The sequence below is a fragment of the Luteitalea sp. TBR-22 genome, from assembly GCF_016865485.1.
GTDB lineage: Bacteria > Acidobacteriota > Vicinamibacteria > Vicinamibacterales > Vicinamibacteraceae > Luteitalea.
In genome coordinates this window covers 603,685-615,832 of sequence record NZ_AP024452.1, presented here as the reverse complement: position 1 = coordinate 615,832, position 12,148 = coordinate 603,685, and the positions used below count along the sequence as shown (strand labels likewise).

The following is a 12,148-nucleotide window of genomic DNA, read 5'->3' as shown; positions in this document are numbered from 1 at the left end:
GTGGCCGAAGTCAAGGTGCAGGAAGGTGAATCGATCGAAAGCGCCCTGCGGCGTTTCAAGCGCAAGGTGCAGCAGGAAGATATCATCAAGGACATCAAGAAACATTCGTTCTACCTGAAGCCGGGCGACAAGCGTCGCGCCAAGCAGGCCCTCGCCCGCAAGCGGAGCCGCAAGAAGCAGCGGCGGGAAACCGACTGAGCAGGCTCGCCCTGGCGACGCGACGGGCGAGCCCGCGCGGAGTCGAAGGGCGGTCCAGGCATGAACGTCTGCAGTGCCGCCGGGATCGCTGGTCCCGGTGGCACTGCGCAGCACCGCCACAGGCTCGGCCGTACGCCTTGACCCTGTGCTGGCTTGGTGCTACTGTCAGCCCTCCTGAAGTACAGTTTTTCCGCGAGTTTGCGGGGATTTTTCGGAGCGGGGAGAAGGCGATGCAGATTGAAGAGCGGGTCGTCGGCGGAGTGACGATTCTGGACCTCTCGGGCAAGATGACGCTCGGCGAGGGCGACGAGATGCTGCGCGAGAAGATTGCCAGCCTGGTCAACGCCGGCCAGAAGAACCTGTTGCTCAACCTCGACGGCGTGCCCTACATCGACAGTGCGGGCCTCGGCGAGATGGTGCGCTCCTACACCACCGTGAGCCGCCAGGGCGGCAAGCTGAAGCTGCTGAACCTCACCAAGCGCATCGAGGATCTCCTCTCGATCACCAAGCTGCTGACCGTGTTCGAGACCTTCGACACCGAAGCGGAAGCCATCCAGAGCTTCTCGGCCTAGGCCGGACCTGGTTGTTCCCGGGTGCCTCGCGGCACCCGCCGCCCACGAGCGTTGACCGCCTTGCACGCACCCGGCACGCCGCGACCCTCCGTCGCGGCGTCGCTGTTTCTGGCCCTCCGTCCCGCACAGTGGACAAAGAACCTCATCGTCTTTGCGGCGCTGATCTTCGGGCAGCGGCTGCTCGACGGCGAGGCCGTGGTGCGCGCCGGCGTCGCGTTTCTCGCCTTCTGTGCGCTCTCGGGTGTCGTCTACCTGCTCAACGACGTGGTCGATCGGGAGGCCGATCGCCAGCACCCGATCAAGCGGCACCGCCCGATTGCGGCGGGTCACCTCACGGTCGGGCTCGCCCTCGGCTTCGGGGCGACGATGCTCCTGGCCGGGCTGGCCGCATCGGCGTGGCTGGGCCCGGCGTTCCTCGTGCATGCACTCGCGTACGTCGCGCTGCAGGTCGGCTACTCGCTGGGCCTCAAGCGACAGGTGATCCTCGACGTGCTGTCGATCGCCCTGGGCTTCGTGATCCGGGCCTCGGCGGGTGGGGCGGCCATCGGCGTGCCGGTCAGCCAGTGGCTGCTGATGTGCACGATCCTGCTGGCGCTGTTCCTGGCCCTGGCCAAGCGGCGCCACGAGATCACCCTGCTGGGCGACGAGGCGGCGCGGCACCGCGCCATCCTGGGCGAGTACACGCCCTACCTCGTGGACCAGATGATCGCCGTGGTCACGGCGTCCACGCTGATGGGGTACGCGTTCTACACGGTCAGCGCCGACACCGCGGAGCGGTTCGGGACGCCCTGGCTCGGGCTGACGTTCCCATTCCCGCTGTACGGCATCTTCCGGTACCTTTACCTGGTCCATCGCCGCAGCCAGGGCGGCAGTCCCACCGAGCTCCTGCTCGCGGACCGGCCCCTGCTGCTGTGCGTGGCCCTCTGGGGCGCGACCACCGTCGCGCTGATCTACCATCCGTGGACACTCGCCCGCTGACCCGCGTCGCGCGTGGGGTGTCCTGAGCGTCACAGAGCCATGTCCGATATTTCCGTGCGCGCCGATTCCGTGAACGTCGAGGAGATCATGCGGCAGATCCGCGCCCGCGTGAAGGAGAAGCGCGGCGCCGACTACACCGAGGAGGAGATCAAGGAACTCGCGGGCGTGAAGCTCGAGAAGTTCCTCGATCCGCTCGCCGTGCGCTCCGGGCTGCTCGAGGAATACCGCAACGCGCGCTCGACGACGACGCTGGCCGACATCGAGCCGGCGCCGGACCTGTACGGGTTCGACGAGGAGTCGATCTACGCCTCGACACGCGGCGGCCTGCTGCGCAGCATCCGGCGCCTGCTCAACCCGATCCTGAAGCTGTTCTTCAACCCGAACCCGCTGATCCGCGTGCTGAACATGCAGGCGGCGCTCAACGGATACTTCACGCGGTCGATTGCCCGCGTCGGTAGCCGCGAGGCGCTCAACTTCGAGGTGCTGCACAACGTCGTCGTCGAGTTGACGCGACTGAGCATCGAGAACCGCAACCTGAAGATGCGGGTCGAGTCGCTGAACACGCGCCTCGACTTCGCCGAGCGGCGCGCCCGGGCGCTCGAAGGCGTGGTGCAGTACAAGCCGGGCGCGTCGGCCGTGTCGCTGACCACGCTCGAACCGGTCGCCGACGCGAGCCTCGCGCCCGAGGACGCCGACAAGGCGGGCCGGCGGCGCCGCCGGCGCCGCGGCCGGCGACGCGGCCCCGGTGAAGGTGGCCCCGGTGAGGGCGGCGAGGGCAACGGCGCGGAGGGCTTCGCAGAGGGCGAGGGCGGGTCGGACGCGGGCTCGTCGCCGTCCGCGGAATCACGCGCCAATGCTGCCGGCGACGGCGGCGCCGAACCTTCCGAGTCGTGAAACTCGGGGTCGTCGTCCAGCGGTACGGCGCCGACATCAACGGCGGCGCGGAACTGCACGCCAGGTACCTGGCCGAGCGGCTCGCGCGCAAGCACGAGGTCGAGGTGCTCACCACGTGCGCGCGCGACTACGTCACGTGGCGCAACGAGTGCCCCGAGGGGCAGGAGCGGATCGGCCCGGTCGCCGTACGCCGCTTCCCGGTGTCGCGCGAGCGCGATCCCGAGGAGTTCGGCAGGCGCTCGTTCCAGGTCTTCGAGACGCCGCACTCCTTCAACGACGAGCTCGCGTGGCTCGACAGCGAGGGGCCGACCAGCCCGGCGTTGATCGCCCACCTGGCCCGTCACGCGTCGACGTTCGATTACCTGTTCTTCTTCAGCTACCGGTACCACCACGCCTGGCACGGGATCCGTGCGGCGGCCGACCGGGCGATCCTCGTGCCGACCGCCGAGCGCGACCCGGCGATCGGCCTCGCGCTGTTCCCGCCGGTGTTCCGCGGCGTGCGGGCGATCATGTACAACTCGCACGAGGAGCAGGCGATGATCCGCGCGGTGTCGCGCAACGACGCCGTGCCCGGGGTGGTCGTCGGGGTCGGCTCGGAGATCCCGTCGGAGGCGGTGGCCGAGCGCTTCAGGCGCACGTACGACATCCGGGGACCGTACGTGCTGTACGTCGGCCGGATCGACGAGAACAAGGGCTGCCGCGAGCTGTTCCAGTTCTTCCAGCAGTACCTGTTCACCTCGCGCCGACCGCTGCAGCTCGTGCTCGCGGGCAAGGCGCTGCTGCCGATTCCCGAGCACCCGCTGGTGCGGCACGTCGGCTTCATCTCCGACCAGGACAAGTTCGACGCGCTGGCCGGGTGCGAGGCGCTGATCATGCCCTCGTTCTACGAGAGCCTCTCGATGGTGGCCATCGAGGCGTGGGCGATGGGCAAGCCGGTGCTGGCCAACGCCCGCTGCGACGTGCTGCAGGGCCAGTGCCTCCGCAGCAACGCCGGGCTGTTCTATGCCGACTTCCGCGAGTTCGCCGAGACGCTGCGCACGGTGACGACCAACCGGGCGCTGGCGGAGGCGCTCGGCGAGAACGGCCGCCGGTACTACCGGGACAACTACGCCTGGCCGGTGTTCGACGGCAAGTACGACCGCATGCTGGACCAGTTGACGCAGGCGCCAGCGGCGACCCGCGGCATCGAGCCGATCCCCGGCTGGCTGGCGCGTCGCCGCGCGACGCTGCCGCCGGCGCGCGAGGTGCTCGCGGGGGTGCCCGACGGCCCGGCGCCGAGGCCGGTTGCCTCCGGGCCGCGGACCCGTCCCGAAGGGCCGCCGCGCGGTGGTCGGCGTGGCACGCGTCGTCGTCCGACCGGGCGCCCGGCGCACGCAAGGCAGGGGCGCTGACATGGCCCAGGCCGTCCACCAGGTCCTCGCCACGCTCGGGTACGGCGACGCCATCGGCCACGAGGTGCTGGGCATCCAGCGCGTGCTGCGGGCCGCCGGCTACGCGTCCGAGATCTTCGTCCAGACCGCCGACCCGCGCCTCGAGCACCTGACGCGCGACTACCGCGACCTGATCGACGAGAGCTCGCCCGACAACGTCCTCATCCACCACTTCTCCATCGGGTCGCGCGCCAGCCGCGTCGCGTACGCGCTGCCCGACAAGATGGTGCTCGTCTACCACAACATCACGCCGCCCGAGTTCTTCGTCGACGTGCACCCGCTGCTCGTGCAGCTCTGTTACATGGGGCGACGCGAGCTCGGCGCCTATCGCGATCGCTGCGTGCTGGCGCTCGGCGACTCGGCGTTCAACACCCAGGAGCTGGTCGAGGCCGGCTTCCCCCGGACCGGCGTGCTGCCCGTCGTCCCGAGCTTCACGCACCTCGAAGCGACGGCGACCGGCACCATCGCCGACAGCTTCGACGACGGCTGGACGAACATCCTGTTCGTGGGCCGGATGATCCCGAACAAGAAGATCGACGACATCATCCGGTTCTTCCACGCCTACAAGACGCGCTGCAACCCGCGGTCGCGCCTGTTGCTGGTCGGCTCCTACGGCGGCTTCGACCTGTACTTCGCGATGCTGCAGCAGTTGGTCGCGACGCTGAAGCTGCCCGACGTGTTCTTCATGGGGCACGTCAGCAACGAGGAGCTCTCGGCCTTCTACGACGTGGCCGACCTGTTCCTCTGCGCGAGCGAGCACGAGGGGTTCTGCGTGCCGCTCATGGAGGCCTTCCACAAGCGCGTGCCGGTGATGGCCTACGCAGCCACGGCCGTGCCGGCCACGATGGACGGCGGCGGCGTGCTGTTCGAGACCAAGAACCCGGCGCACGTCGCCTCGGTGATGCAGGCCATCCTCGACGACGAGGACCTCGTCGAGCGGATCCTCGCCTCGCAGGACGCCGCCCTCGAGCGCTTGGCCCGCCAGGACTTCGACGGCACGCTGCTCAACTTCGTCGAGCAGGCCGTCGCCGCGCCGGCCGGCGAGGCGCCGAAGGTGTCATTCGACTTCTGGGACCAGTTCGAGTTGCAGGAGCAACTCGAGGAAGTGCGCCAGTACCGGCCGTCCGCACTTCGCGCACTGCCGAAGCAGGAACCGGGAGTCGGGAGTCGGGAGTCGGGAGTCGCAGGGCAGGAACCGGGAGTCGGGAGTCGGGAGTCGGGAGTCGTCGAGAGGGATCACGCCATTCCACGCACGGGTCCGGGCGCGTGATGCTCAGCGTGCACCAATGGGTCCCGGCCGCGCACAAGGGCGACGCCATCGGCGACTCGGCCCGGCGCGTCCGCGCCCTGCTGCGGGCGCGCGGCCACGCCTCCGAGATCTTCGCGCTGACCATCGACGACGACCTCCGCCACGAGGTGCGGCCCTTCGGCGATCCCGAGGCCAGGCGCGGCGACGTCACCATCTTCCACTTCGCGTTGCCGTCGCCGATGACGGCCGCGTTCGCCTCGCTGCCCGGCGGGCGGGTGCTGCAGTACCACAACATCACGCCGGCGCACTTCTTCGCCGACTACGCGCCGCACATCTGCCGCCTCGCGATGCTCGGGCGGCAGGAACTGGCCACGCTTGTCGGCCACGCCGACCTCGCGCTCGGCGACAGCACCTACAACCGCGAGGAGCTCGACGCGCTCGGCTTCGCCCCGACCGGCGTGATGCCGATCGCCATGGATCTCGAGCGGATCACGGCAGCGCCGCGCCGGCCGGCGCTCGAGAAGATCCTCGGCGACGGCCTGACCAACATCCTCTTCGTCGGGCGGATCGCGCCCAACAAGCGCATCGAGGACCACATCCGGCTGGCCGAGCACTACAAGCGCTACGTCGACAGCCATTACCGCTTCATCTTCGTGGGCCGGTACGATGCGGTTCCGTCGTACTACGCGACGGTGCGCGCGCTGATGGAGAAGTACCAGATGCCGGCCGACCGCTTCTGGTTCACCGGGCCCGTGCCCAACGCCGACCTCGCGGCCTTCTACCGCTACGCGAGCGCCTATGTGTCGCTCAGCGAGCACGAGGGGTTCTGCGTACCGCTGCTCGAGGCGATGGCCGCGGGCGTGCCGGTGCTGGCCTACGGCGCGGCGGCCGTCCCCGAGACGATGGGCGGCGCGGGCGTGGTGTTCACGCCCAAGGATCTCGAGTTCGCGGCCGAGTGGCTCGGCCGGCTCATCTACGACGACACGCTGCGCAAGGCCATCATCGAGGGCCAGTACGCGCGGCTCGAGGCGTTCAGCGAGGCACGCATGCAGGCACACCTCGATGCCCTGCTCGCGCCGTTCGCCTGACGTCCCGTTCACCCAGGATGCCCCAGTGAAGATCGCGTTCATCATCCAGCGCTACGGCACCGAGATCCTCGGCGGATCCGAGTACCACTGCCGGCTCATCGCCGAGCGCATGGCCGCGCGGCACCACGTGGACGTGCTCACCACCTGCGCCCGCGAGTACACCACCTGGAAGAACGAGTACCCGGAGGGCACCGACCGGGTCCGCGGCGTCAACGTCCGGCGGTTCGCCAACGCGCGCACGCGCGATCTCGAGTCGTTCAACGCGTTCTCGGACTGGATCTTCAACTACCCGCACAGCCGCGAGGACGAGATGCGGTGGCTGGAGGAACAGGGGCCGTGGTGCCCGGCGCTGCTCGAGTACCTGCAGCGCTCGCACCAGCAGTACGACGTGCTCGTCTTCTTCACCTACCTGTATGCGCCCACCGTCCTGGGCCTGCAGATCGCCCCGAAGAAGAGCATCCTCGTGCCCACCGCGCACGACGAGCCGGCCATCCACCTCGGGATCTACCGCGACCTGTTCGCCGCGGCGCACGCCGTGGCGTTCAACACCGAGACCGAGAAGGCGTTCCTGATGCGCACCTTCGACCTGCGACCGCTGGCGGGCGAGACGGTGGGCTGCGGCGTCGACCTGCTCGACACCGAGGGCCACGGCAAGCCGCGGCGGGGCGTCGACGCGCCGCTCGAGGGGCCACTCGTGCCCGAGGACGAACCCGAGGCCGCGGCCCAGGCGCCGAAGGACGGCGTGCCGCGTGGCCGACGCGGCCGCGGTCCGCGCCCCGAGCGGCCGGTGAGCGACCGCAAGCGTGGCATCGGCGAGGCCTTCCGTCGTCGGCATCGCCTCTTCGGCCATGTCGCGCTCTACGGCGGCCGCATCGATCCGGGCAAGGGTTGCGAGGAACTCTTCGAGTACTTCGACACCTACCGGCAGGCCGGTGGCGACGCCACGCTCGCGCTGATGGGCGCCAAGCTGATGCCCATCCCCGAGACGCCGTGGATCCGCTTCGCCGGGATGCTGCCCGAAGCCGAGCGCCTGCAGGCCCTCGACGCCGCCGACGTCGTCATCGTGCCGTCGCCCCTCGAGAGCCTCTCGCTGCTCGCTCTCGAGGCGATGGCGATGGGCACGCCGGTGCTGTGCAACGCCCGCGCCGAGGTCCTCGTCGAGCACTGCCGCCGCAGCAACGCCGGCCTGTACTACGCCGATCGCGACGAGTTCGTCGAGTCCCTGTCGGTGCTGATGGCCGACGACCGGCTGCGGCGCGCGATGGGGCGCAACGGACGCGCCTACGTCGATGCCAATTACCGGTGGGACGTCATCCTCGGCAAGTACGACCGCCTGATCGGCGGCCTCATGGGCACGCCAGCGCCTCGCGCGTCTTCGTCAGCAGCGCGCTGAAGGTGAACGGCTTCTGCAGGAAGGCCACGTGTGCGGGCCGCAGGCCCGTGATGGCGGTGGCTTCCTCCGTGTATCCGGAGAGGAACAGGACGCGCAGCCCGGGACGCACCCGGGTCAGCTCGTCCACCAGCGCCGGTCCCGACATCGACGGCATCATCACGTCGGAGACCAGCAGGTCGACCTCTCCCCCGCCTTCCACGTAGGCCAGGGCCGCCGCACCGCCCGGCATCGCGGTCACACGATAGCCGTGGTTGCGCAGCACGTGCGTGATGATGTCGCGGACGGCCTGATCGTCCTCGACGACGAGCACGGCCTCGTGGCCACGCGGGTGCTCGGCCAGCCCCGCCGCGGCGGCCGCCTCCGCCGGCCCCGCAGCCGACGGCAGGTACACCTTGAACACGGTGCCCTGCCCCACCTCGCTGTAGACGTCGACGTGGCCGCCGGCCTGTCGCACGATGCCGTACACGGTGGAGAGCCCGAGCCCGGTGCCCTTGCCCGCCTGCTTGGTCGTGAAGAACGGCTCGAAGATCCGCACGCGCACGTCGGCGGGCATGCCCATGCCGGTGTCGCTCACCAGCAGGCGGACGAAACGCCCGGGCTTCAACCCATGCGGCACGGGCAACGCGTCGTCGCCGAGCGACACCTCGTCGGTCTCGATCACCAGCGTCCCGCCGCCCGGCATGGCGTCGCGCGCGTTGACGACCAGGTTCATCACGACCTGCTCGATCAGTCGCGGGTCGGCCATCACCGGGCACGGCGCCGACGACAGCCGCAGCACGAGGTCCACGTCGTCGCCGATCAGCCGGCGGAGCATCCGCGCGAAGTCGTCCACGACGGCGTTGAGATCGAGCCGGGTGGGGCTGGCGACCTGGGCGCGACTGAACGTCAGCAACTGCGACGTCAGCGCTGCGGCGCGCTCTCCGGTGTCGCGCATCGTCGTGACGGCCTCGCGCAGCGGGCTGTCTTCCGGCAGCGCGTGCAGGAGCAACTCGCTGTAGCCCGAGATCACCGTCAGCAGGTTGTTGAAGTCGTGGGCGACGCCGCCGGCGAGCCTGCCGATCGCCTCCATGCGCTGCGCGTGCAGCAGCTGTGACTCGAGCTTGCGCTGCCGCTCCTCGGCGGCACGCCGCTCGCTCACGTCGCGCAGGATCACCGCCAGGCCCTCGCGGCCACCGAGCGGCACCCGCGACACCGTGCCTTCCACGGGGAAGGTGCTGCCGTCGGGGCGACGGGCGGCAGGCGCCAGCACGTGGGCGCCCCCTTCGCTGGTGATCGTGCACAGCTCGTCGAGCCGACGCCGCGCGGCCTCGGCGGCCGTGATCCCGAAGGCGCGCTCGGCGGCCGGGTTGAAAAGCGACAGATGACCATCCGCATCGGCCACCAGCAGCGCATCCTCCGCGGAGGCGATCAGGCTGGCCAGGCGGGCCTCCGACTCGGCGAGCTGCTGCTCGGTGCGCACCTGCGCCAGCACGCGAGACACGGCCTCCGGCAGGTACTCGATGTACTCGGCGCTCTTGGTGACGAAGTCGCGCACGCCGGCACGCAGGGCGCGGATGGCCGTGCCCTCGTCGCTCCGACCGGTCACGAGGATCACGGGCACGTGGTGCCCGCGGTGCCGCAGATCCTCGTGGAACGCCAGGCCGTCGGCCTGCCCCGGCAGGTGGTAGTCGAGGAGCACCAGCGCGACGGCCTCCTGTTCGATGGCCGCGAGCGCGTCGCGCGTGGTGGAGACGGCCATCACGGCGAAGCCGGCCCTCTCGAGCTGCCGGCGCTCGAGGTGCGCCACCCCCTCGTCGTCCTCGACGATCAGGATGACGCCCTGCGGCGCGCTCACGACGGACGCTCCTGTGGCGTGGGCGAGGCCTCGTCGGACACGCGCATGATCGCGAGGAACTCGCCGAGCCTGCGCATCGCCTCGGCGAGGCCGTCGGCCGCCACCGGCTTGGTGAGGTAGACGTTGCACCCGAGGGCGTAGCAGCGCCTGATCTCGGCGGGATTGTCCGTGGTCGTGAGCATGATCACCGGGATCGCGGCGGTCGCCCGCGCGGACTTGAGCTGCCGGAGCACCTCGACGCCGTCGACGCGCGGCATCCGGATGTCGAGCAGCACCAGCAGCGGCCCGGGACGAACGGCGTTGCGCCCGTGCACGTAGTCGAGCGCGGCCTGCCCGTCGCTGGCCCGGCTGATCGCGGCCTGCACCCCGGCACGACGCAGGTGGCGTTCCACCAGCCACGCATGCCCATCGTCGTCCTCGGCCAGCAGGATGGTGAGCGTCGGGTCAACCATGCGCGTCTCCTTCCATCGCTCGGGGCAGCTCGACGTAGAACGTGGTGCCAGCCCCGACCTCCGACCGCAGCCACACGCGGCCGCCATGTCGCTCGACGACGCGGCGGACGATGGCCAGGCCCATGCCCTCGCCATGACCGACGCCGGGGTGCAGCCGCTGCAGCGGCTGGAACGCCTGCTCCGCGTGCGCCTCGGCGATCCCCCGCCCGTTGTCGCTGACGCGGATCACTGTGAACGCGTCACTGCTCGCCAGGTCGTCCTCGGCGGCGACGTCGATGCGCACCGGGACGCCCGGACGCGCATACGCAACCGCATTGCCGATCAGGTTGGCGAAGACCTGCTCGATGGCGAGCGGATCGCCGTGCACGACCGGCAGCGCCGAGACGCGCACCTGCCCGCCGGTCTCGGCCAGCGTGGCCTGCATCGACTCGGCGATGCGCGAGACGAGGGGGGCGAGCGACAGCGGGCTCGGCTGGTACTCGACACGGCCGGCGCGCGACAGGCGGAGGAGCCCGTCGATGATCCCGCTCAGCCGTCCGACCGCCGTGCGGATGAAGCGGACCGGGGCCGCCACGTCGTCCTCGAGGATCGCGGCGGCGCGCGAGCGCACGGGCGCGGGGACGTCCTCCTGCGCCAGCAGCGTGCGCAACCCGTCTGCCGCGGCCGCGAGCTCGCGACTGAAGCCCTCGAGGTTCACCAGCGGCGACCGGAGATCGTGCGAGACGCTGTAGATGAACAGCTCGTTCTCGCGGTTGGTGGCCGCCAGATCGGCATTGGCCGCCTCGAGCCGCTGGCGCGACCGGGCCAGCGCGAGGGCCACAGACGCGGCCTGCCCGAGGGTGCCGACCACGTCGAGATCGTCGGCGCGGAAGGTGCGCCCCGGCAGGGCGGCGACCTGCAGGACGCCGATGGGCGTACGCCGGTCGTCGCCGAGCGGCACGCCGATCCAGTCGCCGGGGCCGAGCACGCGATCGACCTCCTGCGGCGGCTGGTGCGCGGCGCGCGAGGCGACGTCGAGGTGAATCGCGCAGCCGTGGTGCAGCACGTCGTGGGCAGCCGCCCACTCGAAGGGACTTCCGGTGATCGGAGCCGGTCGTCCGGGCAGGGCCTGCGCCGCGGCGACCACCTGGGCGGGCGGCGTGCCCTGTTCGAGCGTGCAGACGGCGACGCCGGCGTCGACCAGGGCGAGGGCGCGCCCGGTGGCGACGTCGAGCACGTCGTGCCGCGTCCCGGCGACAGAGAAGAGGCTGACCGCATCGGCCAGCGCGCTGACCGCCGCGCGTTGCCGCTGCGCCAGCGACGCGGCCATGACATGGAGCGCGTCCTCGACCGGCCTGAGTTCATCGTCGACGCCCGGAGTCGGAGGCGCCTCACGTCCCTGCGCGAGCGTGGTGGCGGTGGCGAGCAGGTTGTCGACGCGCCAGGCGAGCGCGCGATGGAACCAGACGCCGAGGGCGAGGGCGACGAAGAGCGCGGCCCCGGCCCCGCCCACCACCACCCTGGAGAGCCGGCGGTCCGCGGCGGCCAGGGTGTCGCGGCGCAGGTCGTCGAGTTGCCGTTCCTCGGTACGGAAGACGGTGATCTCGTCGCGGAGGCGGTCCATCAGCGCCTTGCCGCGGAGGACGAGTGCCCGTTCCTCGTCGCGACCGGGCGAGCTCCTGCTCACGACCTCGAGGACGTGCGCGTAATGTGCCGACATCTCGTCGACGCGCTGCGCCAGTTGCTGCGCGCGTTGGTGCTGCACGGGGTTGTCGGCGGTGAGCGCACCGAGGCGTCGCACGGTGGGGACCAGCCGGCTGCGACCGCGCTCGTACGCCTCGAGGAACGAGCCGTCCCTGGTGATGATGAACCCGCGGATGCCGGTCTGGGCGTCCGACAGCTGGGTGAGGAGGCGCTGCGCCTCGTCGAGCACGTCGCGCGTGTGGTGCGACCACGCCTGGGCCTCGGCCTGCCGGCGCTGCGCGCTGGTGAAGGCGAGCAGCAGCAGCACGAGCACGAGGCCCGGCACCGCGACGAGGATCAGCGCCCGCGCGAGGATCGAGTACGTCCGCATCAGCGCG

General features: G+C 70.7%; 11 protein-coding genes. 8 read left to right on the top strand and 3 right to left on the bottom strand.

What is annotated here, in order from left to right; genetic code table 11:
* The 8 genes from rpsU (at position 1) to TBR22_RS02520 (ending at position 7,802) form a co-directional block, all read left to right on the top strand.
* On the top strand, positions 1-198 hold the full coding sequence (gene rpsU / locus TBR22_RS02555; protein ID WP_239491389.1) for a 30S ribosomal protein S21: 198 nt from the start codon (positions 1-3) through the stop codon (positions 196-198).
* A gap of 230 nt (positions 199-428) precedes the next feature.
* Positions 429-770: an STAS domain-containing protein gene (locus TBR22_RS02550; protein WP_239491388.1), complete on the top strand. Its 342-nt coding sequence runs from the start codon at positions 429-431 to the stop codon at positions 768-770.
* A gap of 51 nt (positions 771-821) precedes the next feature.
* The gene (locus TBR22_RS02545) at positions 822-1,748 is read left to right on the top strand and encodes a decaprenyl-phosphate phosphoribosyltransferase (protein ID WP_239491387.1); all 927 of its coding nucleotides are present in this window, start codon (positions 822-824) and stop codon (positions 1,746-1,748) included.
* Positions 1,749-1,787: 39 nt separating this feature from the next.
* The gene (locus tag TBR22_RS02540; RefSeq protein WP_239491386.1) at positions 1,788-2,642 is read left to right on the top strand and encodes a hypothetical protein; all 855 of its coding nucleotides are present in this window, start codon (positions 1,788-1,790) and stop codon (positions 2,640-2,642) included.
* The gene (locus TBR22_RS02535; protein WP_239491385.1) at positions 2,639-4,033 is read left to right on the top strand and encodes a glycosyltransferase family 4 protein; all 1,395 of its coding nucleotides are present in this window, start codon (positions 2,639-2,641) and stop codon (positions 4,031-4,033) included. The genes TBR22_RS02540 and TBR22_RS02535 overlap by 4 nt, the downstream gene beginning before the upstream one ends.
* 1 nt (position 4,034) lies before the next feature.
* A complete protein-coding gene (locus TBR22_RS02530; RefSeq protein WP_239491384.1) occupies positions 4,035-5,342 on the top strand; it encodes a glycosyltransferase family 4 protein in 1,308 nt (435 codons plus the stop codon).
* Between the two features lie 8 nt (positions 5,343-5,350).
* Positions 5,351-6,409, top strand: a complete 1,059-nt coding sequence (locus TBR22_RS02525; RefSeq protein WP_239491383.1) for a glycosyltransferase family 4 protein — start codon at positions 5,351-5,353, stop codon at positions 6,407-6,409.
* Positions 6,410-6,434: 25 nt separating this feature from the next.
* Positions 6,435-7,802, top strand: a complete 1,368-nt coding sequence (locus tag TBR22_RS02520; RefSeq protein WP_239491382.1) for a glycosyltransferase — start codon at positions 6,435-6,437, stop codon at positions 7,800-7,802.
* On the opposite strand, the gene TBR22_RS02515 is transcribed toward TBR22_RS02520, so the two are convergent.
* The 3 genes from TBR22_RS02515 to TBR22_RS02505 are packed head-to-tail and all read right to left on the bottom strand — an operon-like array spanning position 7,756 to position 12,141.
* Positions 7,756-9,636 carry a response regulator gene (locus TBR22_RS02515; RefSeq protein ID WP_239491381.1) on the bottom strand — a complete coding sequence of 627 codons (1,881 nt, stop codon included), beginning with the start codon at positions 9,634-9,636 and terminating at the stop codon, positions 7,756-7,758. The two genes, TBR22_RS02520 and TBR22_RS02515, sit on opposite strands and share 47 nt — an antisense overlap.
* The gene (locus tag TBR22_RS02510) at positions 9,633-10,088 is read right to left on the bottom strand and encodes a response regulator (protein WP_239491380.1); all 456 of its coding nucleotides are present in this window, start codon (positions 10,086-10,088) and stop codon (positions 9,633-9,635) included. Before TBR22_RS02510 ends, TBR22_RS02515 begins: the two co-directional genes overlap by 4 nt.
* Positions 10,081-12,141, bottom strand: coding sequence for a CHASE3 domain-containing protein (locus TBR22_RS02505; RefSeq protein WP_239491379.1), 2,061 nt, complete (start codon positions 12,139-12,141; stop codon positions 10,081-10,083). The genes TBR22_RS02510 and TBR22_RS02505 overlap by 8 nt, the downstream gene beginning before the upstream one ends.
* Between the last annotated feature and the right edge of the window lie 7 nt (positions 12,142-12,148).

Excerpts from the sequence above, each read along its gene's own strand:
- TBR22_RS02550 (WP_239491388.1), top strand. The coding sequence starts at position 429 with ATGCAGATTGAAGAGCGGGTCGTCGGCGGAGTGACGATTCTGGACCTC.
- TBR22_RS02540 (WP_239491386.1), top strand. The coding sequence starts at position 1,788 with ATGTCCGATATTTCCGTGCGCGCCGATTCCGTGAACGTCGAGGAGATC.
- TBR22_RS02510 (WP_239491380.1), bottom strand. The coding sequence starts at position 10,088 with ATGGTTGACCCGACGCTCACCATCCTGCTGGCCGAGGACGACGATGGG.
- TBR22_RS02505 (WP_239491379.1), bottom strand. The coding sequence starts at position 12,141 with ATGCGGACGTACTCGATCCTCGCGCGGGCGCTGATCCTCGTCGCGGTG.
- TBR22_RS02530 (WP_239491384.1), top strand. The coding sequence starts at position 4,035 with ATGGCCCAGGCCGTCCACCAGGTCCTCGCCACGCTCGGGTACGGCGAC.